This window comes from Modestobacter muralis (assembly GCF_010682105.1).
In the GTDB taxonomy this organism is placed as follows: domain Bacteria; phylum Actinomycetota; class Actinomycetes; order Mycobacteriales; family Geodermatophilaceae; genus Modestobacter; species Modestobacter muralis.
Genome location: NZ_JAAGWH010000033.1, coordinates 129,670 through 151,213, shown reverse-complemented (window position 1 = coordinate 151,213; position 21,544 = coordinate 129,670). Strand labels below are relative to the sequence as shown.

The 21,544-nt window shown below is 72.0% G+C and carries 24 protein-coding genes; 12 read left to right on the top strand and 12 right to left on the bottom strand.

The window, feature by feature from the left end; all coding sequences use genetic code 11:
* Positions 1-26: 26 nt before the first annotated feature.
* Both GCU67_RS12500 and GCU67_RS12495 read right to left on the bottom strand, forming a co-directional pair.
* A complete protein-coding gene (locus GCU67_RS12500; protein WP_163611534.1) occupies positions 27-740 on the bottom strand; it encodes an FAD-binding oxidoreductase in 714 nt (237 codons plus the stop codon).
* Positions 741-825: 85 nt separating this feature from the next.
* Positions 826-1,440, bottom strand: a complete 615-nt coding sequence (locus GCU67_RS12495; protein ID WP_163611533.1) for a molybdopterin-dependent oxidoreductase — start codon at positions 1,438-1,440, stop codon at positions 826-828.
* Between the two features lie 206 nt (positions 1,441-1,646).
* Here GCU67_RS12495 and GCU67_RS12490 point away from each other — a divergent pair, with 206 nt between their 5' ends.
* From GCU67_RS12490 to GCU67_RS12480, 3 genes are read left to right on the top strand one after another with little or no spacing between them, the layout of a single operon-like run.
* Positions 1,647-2,357, top strand: coding sequence for a succinate dehydrogenase/fumarate reductase transmembrane subunit (locus tag GCU67_RS12490; RefSeq protein WP_163611532.1), 711 nt, complete (start codon positions 1,647-1,649; stop codon positions 2,355-2,357).
* Between the two features lie 16 nt (positions 2,358-2,373).
* Positions 2,374-4,320, top strand: coding sequence for a fumarate reductase/succinate dehydrogenase flavoprotein subunit (locus GCU67_RS12485; RefSeq protein WP_163611531.1), 1,947 nt, complete (start codon positions 2,374-2,376; stop codon positions 4,318-4,320).
* Positions 4,317-5,096: a succinate dehydrogenase/fumarate reductase iron-sulfur subunit gene (locus GCU67_RS12480; RefSeq protein WP_338104969.1), complete on the top strand. Its 780-nt coding sequence runs from the start codon at positions 4,317-4,319 to the stop codon at positions 5,094-5,096. The genes GCU67_RS12485 and GCU67_RS12480 overlap by 4 nt, the downstream gene beginning before the upstream one ends.
* Before the next feature lie 60 nt (positions 5,097-5,156).
* On the opposite strand, the gene GCU67_RS12475 is transcribed toward GCU67_RS12480, so the two are convergent.
* Complete coding sequence (locus tag GCU67_RS12475) at positions 5,157-5,708, bottom strand: nucleotidyltransferase family protein (protein ID WP_163611530.1); 552 nt, start codon at positions 5,706-5,708, stop codon at positions 5,157-5,159.
* A 64-nt stretch (positions 5,709-5,772) separates the two neighbouring features.
* On the opposite strand from GCU67_RS12475, the gene GCU67_RS12470 reads away from it, so the two are divergent.
* Both GCU67_RS12470 and GCU67_RS12465 read left to right on the top strand, forming a co-directional pair.
* The gene (locus GCU67_RS12470) at positions 5,773-6,534 is read left to right on the top strand and encodes an endonuclease/exonuclease/phosphatase family protein (protein ID WP_163611529.1); all 762 of its coding nucleotides are present in this window, start codon (positions 5,773-5,775) and stop codon (positions 6,532-6,534) included.
* Between the two features lie 18 nt (positions 6,535-6,552).
* Positions 6,553-6,933, top strand: a complete 381-nt coding sequence (locus GCU67_RS12465) for a DCC1-like thiol-disulfide oxidoreductase family protein (protein WP_163611528.1) — start codon at positions 6,553-6,555, stop codon at positions 6,931-6,933.
* Here GCU67_RS12465 and GCU67_RS12460 read toward each other — a convergent pair.
* Positions 6,930-7,541 carry a GDSL-type esterase/lipase family protein gene (locus GCU67_RS12460; protein WP_163611527.1) on the bottom strand — a complete coding sequence of 204 codons (612 nt, stop codon included), beginning with the start codon at positions 7,539-7,541 and terminating at the stop codon, positions 6,930-6,932. The two genes, GCU67_RS12465 and GCU67_RS12460, sit on opposite strands and share 4 nt — an antisense overlap.
* Positions 7,542-7,607: 66 nt before the next feature.
* Positions 7,608-7,805: a hypothetical protein gene (locus GCU67_RS12455; RefSeq protein ID WP_163611526.1), complete on the bottom strand. Its 198-nt coding sequence runs from the start codon at positions 7,803-7,805 to the stop codon at positions 7,608-7,610.
* 191 nt (positions 7,806-7,996) lie between these two features.
* On the opposite strand from GCU67_RS12455, the gene GCU67_RS22455 reads away from it, so the two are divergent.
* The gene (locus GCU67_RS22455; protein WP_211661249.1) at positions 7,997-9,319 is read left to right on the top strand and encodes a C40 family peptidase; all 1,323 of its coding nucleotides are present in this window, start codon (positions 7,997-7,999) and stop codon (positions 9,317-9,319) included.
* A 61-nt stretch (positions 9,320-9,380) separates the two neighbouring features.
* On the opposite strand, the gene GCU67_RS12445 is transcribed toward GCU67_RS22455, so the two are convergent.
* Complete coding sequence (locus GCU67_RS12445) at positions 9,381-10,370, bottom strand: LLM class flavin-dependent oxidoreductase (protein ID WP_163611524.1); 990 nt, start codon at positions 10,368-10,370, stop codon at positions 9,381-9,383.
* Positions 10,371-10,569: 199 nt separating this feature from the next.
* Here GCU67_RS12445 and GCU67_RS12440 point away from each other — a divergent pair, with 199 nt between their 5' ends.
* The gene (locus GCU67_RS12440) at positions 10,570-10,968 is read left to right on the top strand and encodes a hypothetical protein (protein ID WP_163611523.1); all 399 of its coding nucleotides are present in this window, start codon (positions 10,570-10,572) and stop codon (positions 10,966-10,968) included.
* A gap of 206 nt (positions 10,969-11,174) precedes the next feature.
* The gene (locus GCU67_RS22840) at positions 11,175-12,518 is read left to right on the top strand and encodes a reverse transcriptase family protein (protein WP_211661248.1); all 1,344 of its coding nucleotides are present in this window, start codon (positions 11,175-11,177) and stop codon (positions 12,516-12,518) included.
* Here GCU67_RS22840 and GCU67_RS12430 read toward each other — a convergent pair.
* Positions 12,515-13,135: an LURP-one-related family protein gene (locus tag GCU67_RS12430; protein ID WP_163611522.1), complete on the bottom strand. Its 621-nt coding sequence runs from the start codon at positions 13,133-13,135 to the stop codon at positions 12,515-12,517. The genes GCU67_RS22840 and GCU67_RS12430 overlap by 4 nt on opposite strands.
* 121 nt (positions 13,136-13,256) lie before the next feature.
* On the opposite strand from GCU67_RS12430, the gene GCU67_RS12425 reads away from it, so the two are divergent.
* Both GCU67_RS12425 and GCU67_RS12420 read left to right on the top strand, forming a co-directional pair.
* Entirely contained in the window at positions 13,257-13,763 is a 507-nt protein-coding gene (locus GCU67_RS12425; protein ID WP_163611521.1) for a hypothetical protein, read from the top strand.
* A 49-nt stretch (positions 13,764-13,812) separates the two neighbouring features.
* Positions 13,813-14,133 carry a hypothetical protein gene (locus GCU67_RS12420; protein ID WP_211661247.1) on the top strand — a complete coding sequence of 107 codons (321 nt, stop codon included), beginning with the start codon at positions 13,813-13,815 and terminating at the stop codon, positions 14,131-14,133.
* A gap of 12 nt (positions 14,134-14,145) precedes the next feature.
* Here the strand turns inward: GCU67_RS12420 and GCU67_RS12415 are convergent, their stop codons facing one another.
* Positions 14,146-14,343 (bottom strand): hypothetical protein, encoded by a 198-nt coding sequence (locus GCU67_RS12415; RefSeq protein WP_163611520.1) that lies wholly within the window; start codon positions 14,341-14,343, stop codon positions 14,146-14,148.
* Positions 14,344-14,504: 161 nt separating this feature from the next.
* On the opposite strand from GCU67_RS12415, the gene GCU67_RS12410 reads away from it, so the two are divergent.
* The gene (locus GCU67_RS12410; RefSeq protein WP_163611519.1) at positions 14,505-14,948 is read left to right on the top strand and encodes a hypothetical protein; all 444 of its coding nucleotides are present in this window, start codon (positions 14,505-14,507) and stop codon (positions 14,946-14,948) included.
* Between the two features lie 442 nt (positions 14,949-15,390).
* Here the strand turns inward: GCU67_RS12410 and GCU67_RS12405 are convergent, their stop codons facing one another.
* Positions 15,391-16,788: an MFS transporter gene (locus GCU67_RS12405; protein WP_163621131.1), complete on the bottom strand. Its 1,398-nt coding sequence runs from the start codon at positions 16,786-16,788 to the stop codon at positions 15,391-15,393.
* A gap of 424 nt (positions 16,789-17,212) precedes the next feature.
* On the opposite strand from GCU67_RS12405, the gene GCU67_RS12400 reads away from it, so the two are divergent.
* Positions 17,213-17,545, top strand: a complete 333-nt coding sequence (locus tag GCU67_RS12400) for a hypothetical protein (protein WP_163611517.1) — start codon at positions 17,213-17,215, stop codon at positions 17,543-17,545.
* A gap of 556 nt (positions 17,546-18,101) precedes the next feature.
* On the opposite strand, the gene GCU67_RS12395 is transcribed toward GCU67_RS12400, so the two are convergent.
* The 3 genes from GCU67_RS12395 to GCU67_RS12385 form a co-directional block, all read right to left on the bottom strand.
* Positions 18,102-19,292 (bottom strand): Fic/DOC family N-terminal domain-containing protein, encoded by a 1,191-nt coding sequence (locus GCU67_RS12395; RefSeq protein WP_163611516.1) that lies wholly within the window; start codon positions 19,290-19,292, stop codon positions 18,102-18,104.
* 360 nt (positions 19,293-19,652) lie between these two features.
* Positions 19,653-20,726 (bottom strand): redox-regulated ATPase YchF, encoded by a 1,074-nt coding sequence (ychF, locus tag GCU67_RS12390; RefSeq protein WP_163611515.1) that lies wholly within the window; start codon positions 20,724-20,726, stop codon positions 19,653-19,655.
* Between the two features lie 102 nt (positions 20,727-20,828).
* Positions 20,829-21,470 carry a response regulator gene (locus GCU67_RS12385; RefSeq protein WP_460695173.1) on the bottom strand — a complete coding sequence of 214 codons (642 nt, stop codon included), beginning with the start codon at positions 21,468-21,470 and terminating at the stop codon, positions 20,829-20,831.
* Positions 21,471-21,544 lie beyond the last annotated feature (74 nt).

Sequence of the window (21,544 nt, the reverse complement as noted above, 5' to 3'; positions counted from 1 at the left end):
TTACCGGATCCTGACGAGGGGTGTGCTCAGCGCTTGGGCAGCTCCAGCGCGGAGGGGCCGAACTGCTCCACCCGGATCACCGTCGCGGGCACGCCGAGCTCGACCAGCAGCTGGGTGGCCGTCGTGGCGAAGCCCGTCGAGCCGCACACGAACACCGTCTGCCCCGGCTCGACCAGCGGGAAGAGGTCCATCCCGCCCAGCCGGGACGCCGGCCGAATCCCACGCGCCTCGCGGGTCAGCACGATCTGCGCGCCGGCCTCGGCCAGCTCGTCGGCGTAGGGCAGCGCGGCCAGCGTGCGGGCCGAGACCGCGACCCGCAGCAGGTCCAGCCGCCCGATGTCGCGGGCGTGCCGCACCATCGCCACCAGCGGGACGACGCCGGAGCCGCCGCCGACCAGCAGCGCGGGCGTGACGCCGTCCCAGACGAACCAGCCGCCGATCGGCCCGCGCACCTCCAGCTCGTCACCGGGCTCGACGACGTCGGCGAGGTAGGTCGACACCTCACCGTCGTCCAGCCGCTCGACGAACAGCTCCACCAGCGGGTCGCCCGGCGGCGAGGCCACCGAGTAGGACCGCTGCGCGGTGTAGCCGTCCTCGGCGGTCAGCCGGACGACGTAGTGCTGGCCGGGCAGGTGGTCGACGCGGTCGTGCACGTCCAGGCGCAGCTCCACCGACCGGGCGATCGGCCGGCGGACGCCGGCCACCGTTGCGGTCGTCCAGCCGCCGGCCGGTGCGCTCACAGCCCCACGACCAGGAGCGGGGCCTCCCGGCCTCGGTGCAGGGTCCCGCCGCGAGCCTGCGAGTGGCGGGGGGCAGCGAGGTCCTTCACGCGTCGCCCTGGTAGCGCTGCTGCTTCCACGGGTCGCCGCGGTCGTGGTAGCCGTTCTGCTCCCAGAAGCCCGGCTGGTCGCGCTCCAGGACCGTGATCCGGCTGATCCACTTGGTGCTCTTCCAGAAGTACAGGTGCGGCACCAGCATCCGCACCGGGCCGCCGTGCTCGACCGCGAGCGGCTTGCCGTCGAACTCCCACACCAGCCACGCCTTGCCGCCGGTGACGTCGGAGATCGGCAGGTTGGTCGTGTAGCCGGTCTTCGCCGTCTCCATGACGAACCGGCCCTCCGGCTTCGGCTTCGCGATCTCCAGGAGCGAGTCGACGCTGACGCCGGCGAAGTGGGTGTCGAACTTCGACCACGTGGTCACGCAGTGGATGTCGCCGTTGTACTCCGCACCCGGGAGCGCGTGCGCCTCGTCCCAGGTCCAGGTGGTCGGGTTCTCCACGGCGCCGTCGACGGTGATCGACCAGGTCTCGGGGGTGATCCGCGGCGTGGGCTCGGCGGTCAGCACCGGCCAGTCGGAGCCGGCGTCGTACTGGCCGGGTGGCAGCCGGGGGTCGCCGGCGCTGCGGCGGCGGCCGAGGAAACCACGGGTGGGTCCGGGCACGGCGTCGTCCTCTCGGGGCACTGCACGGATCGGGGCGGGCCGATCTTCCTCCACGGCGCGGGCGGGCGTCCAACGGCACCGGGGCGGGGAACAGCCCGGCCGGCACGCGGTGTTGCCCCGCTGCCGGACGTAGTACGCCCTTACATGACGACCGTCACGGCGGGTTCACCTGGGTGTCACGTGTGGAGTGGGCCTACCGTGGCGTCGTGGCGACAGTGACGACGCAACCGGCCCAGCGCAGGGCCCCGAAGACCGGGCGTTTCAACAACTCGGTCGTGAAGAAGACCGTCATGGCGGTCAGCGGGATCATCATGATCCTCTACTTGCTGGCCCACATGGTCGGCAACCTCCACGCCTTCGGCGGAGCCGAGGAGTTCAACGGCTACTCCCACTGGATCCGCACGATCGGCGAGCCCGCCGTGCCGGAGCAGACCCTGCTGTGGATCATCCGGCTGGTCCTGCTCGCGTCGGTGATCGCGCACTTCTGGGCGGCCATCTCGCTGTGGCGCCAGGCGCGCCGCGCCCGCCCGGTGGCCTACGTGACCAAGAAGCGGGTGCAGCAGAGCTTCGCCTCGCGCACCGTCCGCTGGGGCGGCGTGATCCTGGCGCTGTTCATCATCTGGCACATCCTCGACCTCACCTTCGGCGTGGTGAACCCGGCCGGCACGGGGACGACGCCCTACGACCGGTTGGTCGCCAGCTTCTCCAACATCCCGATCACGCTCTTCTACGTCGCCTCGATACTGATCCTCGGCTGGCACCTGCGGCACGGCATCTTCGCCGCCACCCAGACCCTCGGGCAGACGAACAAGAAGCGCGAGCGCGCCGTGAACGGCATCGCGTACGGCATCTCCGGGCTCATCACCGTGGGCTTCCTGATCGTGCCGCTGTCCATCGCCTTCGGTTTGATCGACTGAGACAGGAGCCCCAGCCATGACACTCGAGCTGTTCACCGTCGGCGAGCCGATCGCCGACACCAAGGCACCCCGCGACGTCCCGATCAACGACCGGTGGAACGAGCGCAAGTTCCGGGCCCGGCTGGTCAACCCGGCCAACCGCCGCCGTCTCTCGGTCATCATCGTCGGCACCGGCCTGGCCGGCGGCTCCGCCGCCGCGACGCTGGCCGAGGCCGGCTACCGGGTCAAGAACTTCTGGTTCCAGGACAGCCCCCGGCGTGCGCACAGCGTCGCCGCCCAGGGCGGGATCAACGCCGCCAAGAACTACCGCAACGACGGCGACAGCGTGCACCGGCTCTTCTACGACACGGTCAAGGGCGGCGACTTCCGCTCCCGCGAGGACAACGTGCACCGCCTCGCCGAGGTCAGCGGCGCGATCATCGACCAGTGCGTCGCCCAGGGCGTGCCCTTCGCCCGCGAGTACGGCGGTCTGCTCGACAACCGCTCCTTCGGTGGCGCGCAGGTCTCGCGCACCTTCTACGCCCGTGGCCAGACCGGCCAGCAGCTCCTCTACGGCGCCTACCAGGCCCTGGAGCGGCAGATCGGGCTGGGCAACGTCGAGCAGCACCCGCGCACGGAGATGCTCGACCTGGTCGTCGTCGACGGCAAGGCCCGCGGCATCGTCGTCCGGCACCTGATCACCGGTGAGATCAGCACGCACATGGCCGACGCCGTGGTGCTGGCCTCCGGCGGGTACAGCAACGTGTTCTACCTGTCGACGAACGCCAAGGGCTCCAACGTCACCGCCGCCTGGCGGGCGCACAAGCGGGGCGCGCTCTTCGCCAACCCCTGCTACACGCAGATCCACCCGACCTGCATCCCGGTGAGCGGGGACTACCAGTCCAAGCTCACGCTGATGAGCGAGTCGCTGCGCAACGACGGCCGCGTCTGGGTGCCCAAGGAGCGCGGCGACACCCGCGACCCGCGGCAGATCCCCGAGGACGAGCGCGACTACTACCTCGAGCGCATCTACCCGGCGTTCGGCAACCTGGTGCCCCGCGACATCGCCTCGCGCCAGGCCAAGAACGTCACCGACGAGGGCCGCGGTGTGGGCCCGGGCGGACTGGGTGTCTACCTGGACTTCGCCGACGCCATCGAGCGGGTCGGCCGCAAGGCCATCGAGGCCAAGTACGGCAACCTCTTCGACATGTACAACCGGATCACCGGTGAGGACGCCTACGAGACCGGTATGCGGATCTACCCGGCCGTGCACTACACGATGGGCGGGCTGTGGGTCGACTACGACCTGCAGTCGACCATCCCCGGCCTGTTCGTGATCGGTGAGGCCAACTTCTCCGACCACGGCGCCAACCGGCTCGGCGCCAGCGCGCTGATGCAGGGCCTGGCCGACGGCTACTTCGTGCTGCCGAACACCATCAACGACTACCTCGCCGACGGCCCGTTCCCCAAGGTCGACGCCAGCCACCCGGCGGCGGTCGAGGCCGAGCAGTCGGTGCGCGCGCAGACGGAGAAGCTGCTGTCGATCAACGGCACCCGCACCGTCGCCTCCTTCCACCGTGAGCTCGGCAAGCTCATGTGGGACTACTGCGGCATGGAGCGGTCGGAGGAGGGCCTGCGCAAGGCGCTGGACCGCATCCCGGAGATCCGCCGGGAGTTCTGGACCAACGTCAAGGTGTCCGGTGAGCAGGGCATCTACAACCAGAACCTGGAGCACGCCGGCCGCGTCGCGGACTTCATCGAGCTCGCCGAGCTGATGTGCGTCGACGCACTGCACCGCAACGAGAGCTGCGGTGGCCACTTCCGGGCCGAGAGCCAGACGCCTGAGGGTGAGGCGCTGCGCGACGACGAGAACTTCGCCTACGTCGCGGCCTGGGAGTACACCCCTGAGGACGTCGCCCCGGTGCTGCACCGAGAGGCCCTCGAGTACGAGACAGTCCACCTCGCACAGCGGAGCTACAAGTGACCAGCACAGAGACCCGCACCATGAGCCTGACCCTCAACATCTGGCGTCAGCGGGACCGGACCAAGAAGGGCAAGATGGTGACCTACCACGTCACCGACGTCTCGCCCGACATGTCCTTCCTCGAGATGCTCGACGTGCTCAACGAGAAGCTGATCCTCAGCGACGACGACCCGATCGCCTTCGACCACGACTGCCGTGAGGGCATCTGCGGCTCGTGCGGCGTGATGATCGACGGCATCGCCCACGGCCCGGAGCAGACGGCGGTCTGCCAGCTGCACATGCGGTCCTTCAAGGACGGCGACGTGCTGGACATCGAGCCGTGGCGCTCCGGTGGCTTCCCGGTGGTCAAGGACCTCGCGGTCGACCGGTCGGCCTTCGACCGGATCATCTCCGCCGCCGGGTTCATCAGCGCCCCCACCGGCACGGCCCCGGACGCACACGCGACCCCGGTGCCCAAGGGCGACTCCGACGCCGCGTTCGACGCCGCCACCTGCATCGGCTGCGGCGCCTGCGTCGCCGCCTGCCCGAACGGCTCGGCGATGCTCTTCACCGCCGCCAAGGTCGCCCACCTCGGGCTCATGCCGCAGGGCCAGCCCGAGCGCGACACCCGGGTCCTGAAGATGGTCGCCCAGCAGGACGCCGAAGACTTCGGCGGCTGCAGCAACATCGGCGAGTGCTCCGCGGTCTGCCCCAAGGGCATCTCCATGGAGACCATCTCCCGGCTGAACCACGACCTGCTCGGCGCCCTGCGCGCCGGCGCGGTCCCGACCAGCTGAGGAACCCCCGCTCCGCAGCACGGGCCGGCACTCCCTCGGGGGTGCCGGCCCCGTGCTGCGTCAGGCGGAGGTGATGCCCAGCCGGTCGGCCAGGAACAGGAACGCCACCGCGAAGTCGTTGCCCGCGGTCTCGCTGCGCAGCCGCGTCCAGTCGACCTGCTCGCGCACCGCCCGCACGTGCGGCAGCAGGGCGCCGACGTCGCAGTAGTGCTCGGTCATCGCGCGCAGCTTGCTGCTGAGCAGGTCGGTGGCCTGCAGCACCGGGAGGCGGACGCCCAGCAGGTCCATCTCGTCGGAGCGGGCGAGCAGGTCGGCGGTCACCGGCTCACCGACGACCCGGTGCAGCAGGTCGACCACGACGCCGTCGGTGCACGCCTTGAACAGCCAGTCCTCGGGCGGGCGGACCACCTCGAACCCCGCGGCGTCCAGCACGGCGGCCGCCTTCTCGACGTCGCCCTCGGCCACCACGAAGTCGACGTCGTTCTCCGACTCCGGCGCCCCGTGGGCCCACAGTGCGTACCCGCCGGCCAGGGCGAACGGGACGCCGTCGTGCTTGAGGGCGGAGGCGGTGCGCTTGAGTGCCCCGCGCAGGGCGTCCCGGTCGGCAGGCACGCGGTCTCCTCAGGTCCATGGGCAGATCGGGTGTGCGCCTACCCGGGCGGGTAGTCGGTCACCCGTGCGCCTCGCGACCTTCAACATCCTGCACGGCCGCTCCCCCGCCGACGACCGGGTCGACGTCGACCGCTTCGCCGCGGCCGTCCGGCACCTGGACGCCGACGTCCTCGCCCTGCAGGAGGTGGACCGGGGGCAGGAGCGGTCGAACCACGCCGACCTCACCGCCGTCGCCGCCGAGGCGATGGGCGCGGTCGCGCACCGCTTCGTGGCCGCCATCTCCGGCACGCCGGGCGCCACCTGGATGGCCGCCACCGGGCGCGAGCAGCCGGGGACGGCGGCGTACGGCATCGCCCTGCTGTCGCGGTACCCGGTGCGCTCCTGGCAGGTCGTCCGGCTCTCGCCGATCCCGTTCCGCTTCCCGCTGTGGCTGCCCGGGCCGCGCAAGGTGATCGTGGTGCACGAGGAGCCGCGGGCCGCCGTCGTCGCGGTGGTCGAGACGCCGACCGGCGAGCTGACCGTGGTGAACACCCACCTGTCGTTCGTGCCCGGGTGGAACCGGCGGCAGCTGCGCCGGCTGCAGCGCGACCTGACGACGTTCCCCGGGCCGCTGGTGCTGATGGGCGACCTGAACATGACCCCGCCGACGCCGGCGCGGGTGACCGGGTGGACGCCGCTGACCCACGGGCTCACCTTCCCCGTGGACACCCCGGACCAGCAGCTGGACCACGTGCTGCTGCGCGGGGAGCTCGGCCCGGTCACCGCGACGTCGGCGCCGGCGCTGCCACTGTCGGACCACCGGGCGCTCACCGTCGACATCGGCTGAACCGGGGACGATGGGGGCGTGCCCACCCCCACGCTCGTCTTCGACGGCGACTGCGCCTTCTGCACCAGCGCCGTCGGCGTCGCCCGCCGCGTGCCCCCCGCCGACGTCACCGTGGTGGCCTGGCAGTTCGCCGACCTGGCGGCCCTCGGCACCACCGCGGAGCGCGCGCAGCAGGAGCTGCTGTGGGTCGACGGCGACGGCACGATCTCCGGCGGCGCGGCCGCGGTCGCCCGGCTGCTGCGCGCCGCCGGGCTGCCGCTGTCGGTGCTCGGCGTGCTGATCTCGCTGCCGCCGCTGCGCTGGGTCGCGCCACCGGTCTACCGGCTCGTCGCGGCCAACCGCCACCGGCTGCCCGGGGGGACGCCGGCCTGCCGGATGCCACCCCGGGACGCGGTCTAGGCGGCGGCGTCCCGGCGGGTGGCCGCCAGCTGGAGCAGGTGCGGGGCGAGCGCCTCGGCAACCAGCGCGTAGCCGGCCGAGGAGGAATGGAAGCGGTCGGCGGAGAACAGCGTCGGGTCGGCGCTGAACCGGGTGGCGAGCCCGGGCCCGACCGGTGCGACGACCCCGCCGGCGGCCTCCACGGCCCGGGTCTGGCGGGCCCGCAGCTGGTCGCAGATCCCGGCGACGACGGCCCGGAAGGCCGGGGGCACCCAGGCCACCGAGGACAGGTCCGGCGTCGGGACGACGAGCACCGCGGTGCCGCGCTCGCGCAGCGTCCGCACGGCGCTGCCCAGTGCGGCGGCCGAGCGGTCGGCGGGCACCTGGTGGGTGAGGTCGTTGGCGCCGATGACGAGCAGGGCCAGATCGGCGTCGACCGCGGCCGCCCGGTCGAGCTGCTCGGCCAGACCGAGGGAGGTGGCGCCGGGGACCGCCAGCACGGACAGCTCGGTGGCCCGCCCGGACTCGCGCAGCACGCGGGTCAGCCGGGAACCGAGGGTGTCCTGCGGGCTCGCGGCACCGGTGCCGTAGGCGAGGGAGTCACCGAGGACGAGGAAGCGGAACGTCACGCTGCGTACAACGACCCGGATGGTGCCGCTGTGCCGTGATCCGGGCCTCCCCCACCGCGTGCCGGGTCAGCCGCCCTGGGCGAACAGTGCCGCGGCCTGCGCGTCGTCGACGAACGGGTACCTCACCTTGAACTGCGCGAGGGCCTCCGGGACCGACAGGACGTGCGTCTGCCGCCGTCCCGCGGCGTCGACGGTCTGCACCGTGACCATCTCGGCGTTGATCGGGACCCAGTGCGTCTCGGCGTAGTCGGTGAAGACGTTCATGCCCCCATCCTCACCGGTCGCCATGTCGACTGTCGGGCGCGGTGACCACGTCACTCTGCGTCGTTGCTCACGACCCCCTCGGCGTGCGCCGACCTCTGTACCAGGTCGCCCGCTCGGGCGACGGGACACGATGGAGGGAACGGGACATGGGCACCACGGCATCGACCCAGCGACCGACCGGCGGACGTCCGGTGCGGCGCCTGGCCGGAGTGGCCGTCGTGGCGGCGCTCAGCCTGGTGGTCGCCCCCGGCATCGCCGCGGCTGCCCCCACCAACCCCTCCGACGCCCAGATCGACGCCGCGCAGCAGCAGACGCAGACCGCCGCCCAGCAGGTCGAGGCGATCACCGCCGCGCTCGCCGGTGCGCAGGCCAGCGTCGACTCCGCCCGCGAGCAGTCGGCCAGCGCGCTGGACGCCTCCCAGGGCAAGCAGACCGAGCACGAGGCCGCCGAGGTCGTCGCCACCGCCGCCACCGCCACGGCCGACGCCGCCGCCCGCGACCTCGAGGTCGCCGGGGCCGACGTCGCCACCTTCGCCCGGCAGAGCTACCAGCAGGGCAGCACCTCCCCCACCCTCGAGGCGCTCACCACCGCCGACGGCCCGGCGCAGATGATGGAGCGGGCCGCGCTCCTGGAGGCAGCCGGCGCCCACCAGGGCGACGTCGTCGTGCGGGTCACCGCCGCCGAGGAGCAGGCCCGGGCCACCCGGGAGCAGGCGGAAGCCGCGCTGGCCGAGGCCGCCGCCCTGAAGCAGGACGCCGCCGACGCCCTGGCCGTCGCCGAGGAGTACGGGGCCAGCGCCCGCGCCCAGGCCGGCGCCCTGGCCGACCAGCAGGCCGCCGTCGAGCAGCAGCTGGCGCAGGCCCGACAGAGCCTCGAGGGGCTGCAGGCCGCCCGCGCGGAGGCCGAGCGCTTCGCCGCCGAGCAGGCCGCCGCCGCCCGCGCCGCCGCCGCGCGAGCCGAGGCCGAGCGGACCGCCGCCGCGCAGCGCGCCGCCGCGGCACCCGCCCCGCGTGCCGCCACCCCGCGCGGCACCACGCAGACGGTCAAGGCCCCCACCCAGAGCGTCCCCGTCGCGGTCGGTCCCGCCGCCGGTGCGGGCCACTCCTCCGCGGTCGAGACCGCGATCGCCGCGGCCCGCCAGCACGTCGGCGTCATCTACTCCTGGGGCGGCGGCTCGCTGACCGGTCCCAGCATGGGCTGGGGCATCGACGCCGGGATCGTGGGCTTCGACTGCTCGGGCCTGACCCGCTACGCCTACGCCCAGGCCGGCATCGCCATCCCGCGCAACAGCAGCGCCCAGTACAAGGTCCTGCCGAAGGTCTCCCGATCCGACCTGCAGCGCGGCGACCTGGTCTTCTGGGCCACCAACACGGCCAACGCCTCGACCATCCACCACGTCGCCATCTACCTGGGCAACGACCGGATCCTGGAGGCCCCGCAGAGCGGCTCCCGCATCCGCGAGACCTCCATGCGGTGGGGTGGCTTCATCGGCGGGGCCCGCCCCAGCGCCTGAGGAAGGACCCCGGACACGCGACAGCCCCCACCGCAACTGCGGTGGGGGCTGTCGCGTGCGTTCAGGCGGGGACGGAGTCCAGCGCCTCGGCGGTCAGCGTGACCGAGCGGAGCCGGTCCTCGGTCGTCGGGGCCTGGTGGGCGACGATCAGCTCGTCGGCGTCCGCCGTCTTCACGAATCGCTCCAGGTGGTCGGCGACCTGCGGAGGCGTGCCGACGGCGGCGTGGGTGAACATCGAGTCGATGTGGTGCCCGGCCCCCTGCTCCAGCAGCATGTCGGCCTCGGCGTCGGTGAAGTCCCGGCCGCGGCCGAACAGCCCGATGGCCATGGTGCGGCGCATCGCCTGGAAGTTCTCCTGCGCCCGGGCCTCGGTGTCGGCGGCGATCACGTTCACGCCGGCGATCACGTGCGGCTCCTCCAGCTGGGCGGAGGGCTTGAACTCACGCCGGTAGGCCGCCACCGCGGCCTCCAGCGACTGCGGCGCGAAGTGGCTGGCGAAGGCGTACGGCAGCCCGAGCGCAGCGGCCAGGTGGGCACCGAAGGTCGAGGACCCGAGGATGTACAGGGGGACGCGCGAGCCCTTGCCCGGGACGGCGTCGACGCCGGGGACGCGGGTCTGCCCCGCCAGGTAGGCCTGCAGCTCCAGCACGTCCTGCGGGAAGGACTCGGCCGAGGCCGGGTCGCGGCGCAGCGCGTACATCGTGTTCTGGTCCGAACCGGGCGCGCGGCCCAGTCCCAGGTCGATCCGGCCCGGGTACATCGCGTCGAGGGTGCCGAACTGCTCGGCGATGGTCAGCGGCGAGTGGTTGGGCAGCATGACCCCACCCGAGCCGAGCCGGATGGTGCTGGTGTGGGCACCCACGTGGGAGATCAGCACGCTGGTCGCCGAGGACGCGATGCTGGGCATGTTGTGGTGCTCGGCGTACCAGACCCGGCGGTAGCCGTGCTCCTCCGCGCGCTGGGCGAGGGCGACGCTGGCGGCGATGCTGCTGCTGACGGTCTCCCCGCGGGCGATCGGGGCGAGGTCGAGGACGGACAGCGGGATGCGCATGAGGTGCCTTTCACGTCGGTTGACGGCTGCAACGCCCCGGACGGCGTGAGGCTTCCCCCGCTCCTCGTCCGGCCGGTCGGGCGCGACTCGCCGTCCCGGCACCGAGCGCACGCCCGGACCTGGTGCGCTCCGGGGTGACCGGTGTCACCCTGGATCGCACCCTCGGCAGCCACGGGGCGTTCTCTCACGAGGAGTCGCCATGTTGTCCCAGAGCACCTGCGCACTGCACCGCATCGACGAGCGCCGCGCCGCCGTCGACGACCGGGTCGCCGCCTTTCGGCGACTGGCCGCCGGCGACGACCCCGGCGCCGTCCACGAGTTCGAACCGGTCTTCTTCAACGACCTCGTCGTCGTGCTGGACGGCTGGTTCCCCGACCACGGACCGGGGACCACCGACGGCGCGGCCTGCGCCGAGGTGCGGCTGGTCGCCGAGTCCCTGTCCCAGGGCAGCACCCTGCTGGCCGACCGGCACATCCGCTACGACGCCGGCCGCTCGGTGCTCCGGCTCCGGGTGGGCGACGAGATCGCCGTCCGGGAGGCGGAGTTCACCGCCCTGGCCAAGTCCTTCTTCACCGAACTGGAGAGCCGGTACCTGTAGTCGCGGGGTCGCTGGAGCCCCTACGGTGTCCCGGTGCGCGACGGGGGGCCAGGACGACCGGCAGCGTCCGGTCACCCCGGGGCAACCCCGGGGACCCGTGAAGAGGTCAGGCACAGCGTCATGAGCCATGCCGTGCGCTCCGCGCACCCAGTGGCACGTCCCCCAGGGACTGGCTGGTCTCCCCGTCGCGCACCCCGCACCACCCGGTGAGCACCGAGCGGCGGCTCGCCGCGACCGCGTCGGGGATCGCCGACGCGTTGCTGGCCGGTCCGTGGCGCCGCAGGGAGATGGTCCGGCGGGTCGCCGTCTCCCTGGGCATGGCGCGCGCGCAGACCTGGGTCGGCACGATGGTCGGCGAAGTGCAGACCGTCCACCCGCGCCCACCGGTCGACCGGCCCCGCGAGCTGTCCCGCGTCGTCCGGGCGACGCAGGGCTTCGCCCGCGGTCACGCCTCCCTCCCGCTCCCCCGGGTCGTGCGCCGTAATCCGGTCCCGACCGCGCTGGCCTGGGAGCGGTACCCGGTCACCGACCTGCCCGACCAGGCCGCGGTGGCCCGGCTGCTGGACCTCGACGCCGGCGAGCTCGCCTGGTTCGCCGACACCCGGGGGCTGGAGCGCACGGCGGGCGAGGCGCTGCGGCACTACCGCTGGCACGCCGTCGACCGCCCGCACGGCGTCCGGCTGCTCGCCGCCCCGAAGCCCCGGCTCAAGGAGGCCCAGCGCCGGCTGCTGCGGCACGTGCTGGCGCCGGTGCCCGTGCACGAGGCCGCGCACGGGTGCGTGCCCGGACGGTCGGTGCGCACCGCGGTGGCGCCGCACACCGGGTCCGCCGTCGTCCTGCGGATGGACCTGGAGGCGTTCTTCGCCGGGATCCCCGCCGGGCGCGTGCACGGGCTGCTGCTGGGCCCGGCCGGGCTGCCCGAGCCGGTCGCGCACGTGGTCACCGGACTCGTCACCACCGTCGTCCCGGCGCAGGTGTGGCGGGCGCTGCCGGTCCCTCCCGACGTCGACGCGCGGGACCGGCACCACCGACTGGGCCGCCGGCTCGCCGTCGCGCACCTGCCCCAGGGGGCCCCGACGTCCCCGGCGCTGGCGAACCTGGTCTGCTTCCGCCTGGACCGGCGGCTGTCCGCCCTGGCTGCCTCCTCCGGCGCCCGCTACACCCGCTACGTCGACGACCTGACCTTCAGCGGCGGGAGGTCGGTCGGCGGCGACCGGTTCGCCGCGCTGGTCGCCGAGGTGGTGGCCGACGAGGGCTTCCGGGTGAACGCGGCCAAGACGTCCGCGGTCGGTGCGGGGCGTCGCCAGTCGGTGCTCGGCGCCGTGGTCAACGTGCACCCCGCGCTCCCCCGCCGGGAACGCGACGCGCTGCGGGCGCTGCTGCACAACTGCGCGACCCACGGGTGGGCCGGCCAGACGCGCGGCCGGGACCCGGACACCTTCCGGGACCACGTCCTCGGCCGCGTCGCCTGGGCCGGCTCGCTCGACCCGGTGTTCGGCGCCCGGCTGACCGCCCTGGCCGAGCGGATCGACTGGGCCGCTGCGGACTAGCGGCTCTGCAGGGCGTCCAGGGCGACGGCCATGGAGGCCGCGACGCGGAAGTCCAGCCGCGGGTCGGGGACGGTGACGGTGTAGCGGTCCCGGATGGCCATCTTCCGCTCGCTGGTGAGCACCGGCGCCCCGGTCTTCTGGTCGAGGAAGTCGAAGTGGAAGACGAAGGGCACCCAGATGTCGCCGATGTAGGGGATCAGGTCCCAGAACCGGCGCAGCAGGGCGATCGACAGCTTGCGCTCCTGCCCGACCGCGTCGACGCCCGGCGCGCTCAGCTTCCAGGTCGAGCGCAGCAGGCTGGCGCCGAACTCCTTGCTGAACATGCCCAGCGGGGCGCCGTACTCGTCGAACACGTCGTGCTGCGCGCTGACGTCCAGCACCTGGCGGGCCTTGAAGGAGAACACCCGGCGGCTCTTGCTCTCGTCGGCGTAGAAGACCACCTCCTCCTTCAGCTTCATCCGCTTCTGCTCGGCCAGGGCCATCAGCGGACCCTCGGTGCCGTCGGGGTTGGCGGCGAGGACCTCGTAGCGGTTGACCATCACCGTGATCCGCTGCCGGATGAAGAACAGCGGGACGACCATGGCGGCCTGGGGCTGGTGTGCGGGTGGGACGGTCACGACAGGGGCTCCCGGTGAGTCGGACGACGAGGCCGATCCTGCCCCATCGCGTCGCACCCGGGCGAGGTCCGGACGGCGACGGGCTTCCCTCGGGCGCCGTGGACCGCCATGCTGCCCGCCGGTGCCGGCAACAGCCGGTGCCGTGCCGAGAGGAACGAGCCCGATAACGTACCCGCAGGAACCGTGGGCCCCGCCGGCCCACCCGTACCAGCCCGCTCCCCCGCGCCGGCGGTCCCGGTGGCTCACCATCGGGCTGCCGATCGGGGTGCTCGCGCTCGTCTGCCTCGGCGTGGCGGTCTGGTTCGGCGTCCGCGCGTTCCTCGGCACGCTCGGCCCGGCGCGGACCGCCGCCGAGGACTACGCCACCGCGCTGGTCGAGGGACGGTGGGACGACGCCCAGGGCCAGCTCTGCGAGAGCGACCGGTCGGTGGTCACCGCGGACGCCCTGGCGCAGGAGTACTCGTCGCCCGACGTCACCGGCTACCGGCTGGAGGGCATCAACGTGGTCAGCAGCAACGGCCGGACCTCCGGCGAGGCGCGCCTGGTGTTCGAGACGACGAGCGGGCTGGACACCACCACGGTGCTGCCGCTGGAGAAGGACGGCGACACCTGGCGCCCCTGCCCGTGAGGGGCGAGCAACGGCCCGTCCTGGCCCCCGCCGACCTGAGGAGTCGAACGTGCCGGAGCGCGTGATGTTCGTCCAGCTCAAGTCCGGTCACGACATCGACCGCGGTCCGTGCTGGATCAGCTCCGTCCGGTTCACGTCCAGTTGGCAGACCGCGTACTGGCGCGACCGGACCCTGCGCCGGGCCGCGGGCATGTTCGATGCCAACTTCTACGACGTCGACACCGACGAGGAGTTCTGGCTGTCCGGCCCACACCGGGATCGCTCGGACACCCGCTACAGCACCGTCGTCCCTCAGGTGGACGACGACGTCCGGGACGTCTACGAGGCCTTCCTGAACGGCGCTCCGCTACCCGGCCGGGAGCAGGGCTGACCTGCTCGAGCCCTAACGCTGCTGGCGGCGGGCCACCAGGACCAAGCCGCCGACGACGACCACCAGCGGGACCCAGGACGGCAAGCCGAACGGCCCGATGATCAGCGTGGCGAGGAAGATCAGCAGCTGGAAGGCGACGAAGAAGCCCACCAGCAGCACGACCCAGAACACCACGGGTCGCTCGGACTGGAGCTGGCGCAGGTAGTTCACGGGTCCTCCTCGTTCACGCGGCCGGGCTGATGGTCCAGGGTCCTGGCGTCCTCGTGCCTTGGACACATCGGCGCCGGCCGTCCTCTACTGAAGGCCAACGCCCCTGTGCCGGAAATGGATCCCGCCGCACGCCGGACTCCCCCGGACTGACGAGCGTGCTGGTGACCGAGGCGTTCTTCGACCCCGACGGGTCGTGTCGGCTCATCGACCGATTCGAGAGGACGGAGATCCGCTGGCCCAGCGTCGAGGCGTGGGCCGCGGACTGGGCGACCGAGTGGCGGTCGCACGAGTGGGGAGGCGCCACCGACTTCATGCACGTCGCATGTGACGACAGGACGCCCGGCGTCGTCGAAGCGCTGGTCGTCCTCGCGGAGAGCGCGGCGGGCGACGCAGACCTGCTCGCCATGATCGGCGCCGGGCCCATGGAGCACCTGCTGTCGCACAGCGGACACGGGCTGGCCGTCCTGCCCGACGCGGACCGGGCAGCCCGCCGCAGCCAGGCGTTCCGCACCGCGCTCGGCAGCGTGCTGCTCGGCTCCGGCGTCCCGAAGCCCGTGAGCCGCTGGTGGGCCGAGTTCGACCCGCGCAGGACCGAGCGGCCCTGACGCGCCCGACGGGTCAGACGGTGAATCGGGACGTCGACGATGATCATCTGAACAAGACACTGAGCTGCTGCTCCGCCATGTGGTCGCGTTGGTACTCACTGGCCGAGAAGGATCGTTCCGCAGAACACAGCACCCCTGCTCGGCTCAGCCGAACAGGGGTACTGCGCGCTCTACCAGATTGAGCTACGACCCCGAGAAGTGGAGCCGACGGGACGTGAACCCGCAACCTCGCAAGGCAGCCGCAGACACGCCTGCCTCTGCAGCCAGCCTGCCCGAGTAGGCGACTGAACGCCACCAGCTGTTCGATCCGGGGAGACGTCCGAGGCGTCCACCGTGCCAGGTCGTCCCATGCCCACCGTGCTGACCGAATCCGCCCGGATGCGGTCCTACGGATTCCGGCTCACAACGAGGACCAGAGCCGCACGCCTGACAGGGGTGGCCGTCAACTCGTCGGCTCGTGCATCGTCGGCAGCTTGCTGGCCCCGCCCGCAGGCGGGACCTGCTTCTCCAGCACCAGGCCTCGATCATCGTCAGGTACGGGGAGCTCCCGCAGCCGCCGCACCGGGCTGGCAAGCAGGACCAGGCCGGGTATCAGGTCGATCGCGACCGATACGGCCAGGGCGCCCCGAGCGCCGAGGGCGAGAGTGAGACCGGCGGCCATCAGTGCGCCGAGGGGCATCACGCCCTGCTGGACCACGCGCATCGCCGATGTCACCCGCCCGAGGAGTTCCGGCGGCGTCGCCGCCTGCCGGTAACTGACGACCGTGACGTTGTAGAGGCCCAACCCCACGCACACGACGAACAGCCCAGCGACGAACGACGCCAGCCGCCAACCGGGCGCCGCCAGCGGCATGAGCAGCCCGAAGGGTGCCGCAAGCAGCACCGACCTGAGCACCAGCCGTGCCGTCCCCAGTCGCCGGGCGAGCCGGCCGGCCAGCGCGGCGCCGACCAGTCCGCCTCCGGTGCCGATGCCGAGCAGCAGGCCGAGCAGGCCGGGTGCCAGGCCGACCGTACGGCTCAGGAAGGGGACGAGAAGGGCGAACACCGCGCTCAGCGCCAGGTTGGCGATCGCAGCGTTGACCATGAGCACCCGCAGCACCGGATCGGCCAACACGTGCCGCAGACCGAGGGCGATCTCCCGCCACAGCGATCCCCGGCGGCGGGACTCCCGGACCCGGACGGCGGACCGGCTGCGCACCGCGAGAACGACCAGCCCGGCGAGGACGAAGCTGATCGCGTCTGCCACGAGCGCACCGGCAGCGCCCAGCACCTGCACCAGCAGCCCGCCCAGGCTGGGGCCGCCGATCTGCGCGGCCGACCCGCTGACCTGCAGGGCACCGTTGGCCTCGACGAGCCGATCGCGCGGCACGACCTCGGGCAGCAGGGCGCCTGCTGCGGTCTGCGAGACCACCTGCGCCGTCCCCATGACCAGGGCGACGAGTACCAGCTGGGCCATCGACAGAACCCCGAGCACCGCGGCCAGAGGCACGCTGGCGACCGCGGCCCCGGCGGCCATCGTGCTGGCAACGAACATCGGCCGACGAGGTAACCGGTCCACCCATGCACCGATCGGGAGCCCGAGCACCAACATCGGCACCGACGGCACACCGCTCAGCAGTGCCGCGGTTGCTGTGCTCGCCCCCAGCGTCTCAAGGGCAACGAGGGGGAACGCGACGAAGGTGACGGCATCGCCGACGGCGCTGACGGTGTCGCCCGCCCACAGGAGCCGAAAGTCCCGATGGACACGGAGCAGGCTGGGCACCGCATGAACGCTAGGGCCCGCCGGGCTCCCGATCCAGCGTGCAGCAACAATCGCGCCCCTGGCCACCGGGCTGCTCATCGGCGGGCTCGCCTACAGCGCCCTGACCGCTGCTAGGGAGCCAACAGCCAGCAGGTTGATGTCGCGCTCGGGCCTGAGCTGGGCCGATGCCTCTCGACCACTCTTGCTGACTCACCACGCCTGACGACGTGTCGTGCCATCGGTGTGCCATGCGCTGGCCAGTACGTCGACCGCGTGACCCCGCTGCCGCCGATGGCGGCGCCCCCAGACACGTCTCCGCCGCCCAGCTGAGACGAGACAGGCTCGGCCGGTGCGGACAACACCGGACGGGCCCCAGATCCCCACCCCTTCAGGAGGGCAAGGACCTTAACGGAGAACGCTAGCGGCACCAGCCGAAAGACTCCCCAAAACGACACCACTGAGATACTCGATCGCCGCTGGAGCCTCGGAGCACCTTCTGCGCGACGGCGGCCAGCTGGGCCCGGTGATCGCGGGACTGATGCCCCGTCCAGGCTGGGCACAGGCCAGCCATATCTCGCACCGCCACGTCGAGCTCGGCGACACGGCCGTCCACCACAGCTGGACCTCACCCACTCAGGCCAGCGTCTGGTCCGGCGGAGAGGTCGGCCCGGTGACCGTCGAGATCGTGCAGAGCGACCTCCTGAAGCCGACGGCCGCGGGCATCGTCGTCCGACCACGGAACACGATCATCCACCTGGCATGGATCGGGGCCGAGATCCCCGACAGCGCTGAGGGCCGCAAGCTGGCCGCGGCGCTTTTGAGGTGTTTCGACCGGCTCGACGGGGCCGGTCAGTGACCGGGGCGGCGCCCGCGCAGCAGCCGTCGTCTGGGCGGGCCAGTCAGGGGGCGGAGCTATACAACAATGGACTGTCCATCCTGCGGGTGGCTGAGCGGTTGGGCGTGGCGCTTCGACCGTGCACAGCGACCTGGTGCGCCTCGGCGTGCCTCGGCGGACAGCGAGCCAGCACCTGCACCTGGTCGACGACGGTCCGGCGCCGTTGAGCGTCGACCCGGGGCGGGCCGCGGTCGCCTACACCGCCGAGCGCGGATGGCACTTGATCGAGGCACCGCCTGCGTAGTGCCTCGACCTTCTGGCCGAGCTCAAGTGACTCAGCGGCAACCGACACGTGACGAGGCGATCGCAGCGGCCGGCAAGGCGCTGGCTGCTGCGATCGTCCGCCGGAACTCCTTGTCGCCGCGAACGGCCACAGAGGAGGCGCATGTGGCCGGCGGCCGTCGATCGAAGAACGTGAGCAACTCATCGCCGCTCGACGCGCCGCGCAAACCGACTAATAGTCCGGCGCCTCGCTCAGCTGAGCTGGGCGGGGCGCCCGACGGTCAGCGGGGAAGGGCTACGCCGCCTCGGGTAGTTCTTGCTCGACCGCCCGCATGACGGCCGGGCAGGCGTAAACCCGCCCGTAGGAGCGTCCCGTCATCTCCTCGACGAAGCCGAGGCGCTGCAGTCGCTGGATGGCCGAGTTCGCCGGCGGGTAGGTGACGTTGTGCAGGGCGGCCGCCTGCGTCACGGTGATGACCGGCCACCCGATGAGGTCCTCGACGATGTCCAGGACGACACCCTTGGCCTTGTCCTGACGCAAGGCCTCGAGCATGTCCGCCCGAATCTGAGTGAGCACCTCGATCCTCGTGACGGCGTCACGGGCCTGATGAGTCACCGCTTCAGCGAAGAAGCGGATCCACTCGTCGAACTCGCCGGTGACACTGCACTTGAGCAGCAGATCCTTGTACTGCTCCTTCCGTGGCTCGATCCACGGCGAAAGGTTGAGGATGGGGTAGCGCAGCGCCTCGCCCTCGATCAACTGCAGGACGATCGCCAGTCGGCCGATGCGCCCGTTGCCGTCCGAGAACGGGTGCAGGGTCTCGAACTGGTAGTGAGCCATGGCAGCCTTGACGAGCAGCGGGATGCTGTCCTGGGCGTTGACCCACTTCTCCCATGCCGAGATGCCGTCCTGGAGCGGCGCACCCGGCGGCGGGGGCACGAACCGGCTGCGCTCCATCCCGGCGGACCGCTCCCCGATGTACACCTGCTGCTCGCGCAACTGACCCGCGTCGAACCTGTCTCCGCGCGTCCCCCGCACCAGGATGCTCTGCAGCTCGCTCAGCAGGCGCAAGCACACAGGCAGCTCTTCGATGCGCTTGAGCCCGGTCTCCGCCGCGGTGACGTAGTTGCGGATCTCGCGGACCTCAGAGCTCTGCCGCTTCTCCTCAACGAAGTCAGCCTCCAGCACCTCCAGGAGGGGCGCGTGGGTGCCCTCGAGGGCACTGGTGCTCACCGCCTCAGAGATCAGAGCCGGCCGGATGAGCAGCTGCGGGTTGGGCAGCCGCTCGGCCGCCGCGTCGAGCCGTCCCACCTCGCGGTCAGCCACGGAGAGCGCCTGGTAGGTCGCCTCCTCGAGGGGGATCGACTCGGGCAGGGGGTGCGGGGTGAAGGCAAAGTGGCTGAACGGCCGCTTGAGGTACTCATCGAACCCGCTGACCGGGTCGAGCCTGCCGGCTGGCGAGCGACGGAACGCTTCGATGTCCACAAGTGCCTCGCTAGGGGTATAGAAGCCGGGGACGCATCTATAGCTTAGCGGGGTTTCACTATGAATCACAGCGTTGCATTTATAGTTACCGCTCCGGACGGCGCTTGCTGTCAGTAGTCGACCACTGCGGGCCGTGCAGACGCGCCGATGAGCTCAACTCACACCCAGTTCGACTTGACAATTATGCGAGTGAGGGCCAGGCCAACCGGTCACGCGGCGGGCCCGCCCTCGGTCTCAGGCGGCGCCGACGGCCGTCGTAGCGTCGCAGCGGATGCTGCAGCAGTCGGCGAAGGCGTGGAGTGCCATCACCGTGCCATCGCTCTCGGCCGCGTCGCTGCGACCAGGACCGATGGTGGTGACCTAGACGTTGAAGCGGAACTCCACGACGTCGCCGTCGGCCATGACGTACTCCTTGCCCTCGATGCGCACCCAGCCCTTGGTCTTGGCCACGGCCATGGAGCCGGCCTCGATGAGCTGGTCGAAGCCGACGATCTCGGCCTTGATGAAGCCGCGCTGGAAGTCGGTGTGGATGACGCCGGCGGCCTCGGGCGCGGTGGCGCCGACCGGGATCGTCCAGGCGCGCGACTCCTGCGGCCCGGCGGTCAGGTAGGTCTGCAGCCCGAGGGTGCGGAAGCCGACACGGGCCAGCTGGTCCAGGCCCGGCTCGTCCTGACCGATGGAGGCCAGCAGCTCGGCGGCCTCGTCGTCGGGCAGCTCGATCAGCTCGGACTCGGTCTGCGCGTCGAGGAAGATCGCCTCGGCGGGGGCGACCAGCGCCCGCAGCTCGTCGAGGGTCTCGTCGTTGCCCAGCTCGTCGGCGTCGACGTTGAACACGTACAGGAACGGCTTGGTCGTCAGCAGCGTCAGCTCGCGCAGCGGCTCGGGGTCGACCCCGGCGGCGAACAGCGTCGTCCCGGAGTTCAGCACCTCCTGCGCGGCGACGGCGGCGTCGTGCAGGACCTTGCGCTCCTTGTCCTTGCGCGACTCCTTCTCCAGCCGCGGGATCGCCTTCTCCAGCGTCTGCATGTCGGCCAGGACGAGCTCGGTGTTGATCGTCTCGATGTCGTCGGCCGGGTCGACCTTGCCCTCGACGTGCACGACGTCGGGGTCGCTGAACACCCGGATCACCTGGCAGATCGCATCGCTCTCGCGGATGTTGGCCAGGAACTTGTTGCCCAGCCCCTGCCCCTCGCTGGCGCCGCGCACGATCCCGGCGATGTCGACGAACGACACGGTGGCCGGGACGGTCTTCTTCGAGTCGAAGACCTCGGCGAGCTTCGCCAGCCGCGGGTCGGGCACGCCCACCACCCCGACGTTGGGCTCGATCGTGGCGAACGGGTAGTTCGCCGCGAGCACGTCGTTCTTGGTCAGGGCGTTGAACAGCGTCGACTTGCCGACGTTGGGCAGGCCGACGATGCCGATGGTGAGACTCACGAGAGACGAGCTTACGGGCGCAGGCACAGCCGGACGCCGCCCGACCGTGCAGTTGCTGCCGCCGACACGGGACGGCGCGCCGTGGCGGCCGACGCCAACTGGTCAGTCGGCGCCGGCGGACCCCGGGCCCGACAGCAGGCCGCGCTCGACGGCGACCATGACCGCCCGTGTGCGGTCGTCGACGCCGAGCTTGGCGAACACCCGCACCAGGTGGGTCTTCACCGTCGCCTCGCCGATGAACAGCTCCCGGCCGATCTCGGCGTTGGTCAGCCCGCGGGCCACCCCGCCGAGCACCTGCAGCTCCCGGGCGGTCGGGGCCTCCACCGACGGCCCGCGCATCCGGGACATCAGCTTCGCCGCCACCGGCGGGGCCAGCACCGTCTCCCCGCGGGCCGCGGCCCGCACGGCGTCGGCCAGCTGGGGCAGCGGGGTGTCCTTGAGCAGGTAGCCGGCCGCGCCGGCCTCCACCGCCCGCACGATGTCGGCGTCGGTGTCGTAGGTGGTCAGCACCAACACCCGGACACCGGGGTGCGCGGCGGTGATCCGGCCGGTCGCCGCCACGCCGTCCATCCGCGGCATCCGCAGGTCCATCAGGACGACGTCCGGCGCGTGCTCGGCCACCGCGGCCAGCGCCTCCAGCCCGTCCCCTGCCTCCCCGACGACGTCCAGGTCGGGCTGGGCGGCGAGCCAGCCGACCAGGCCACCGCGCACCACCGGGTGGTCGTCGACGACCAGCACCGTCACCACGGCTCGACTCCGGTCTCGTTCCGCTCCTCGCTCGCTGGCGCTCGCTGCGATGCTCGCTCGACCGTCGTCCG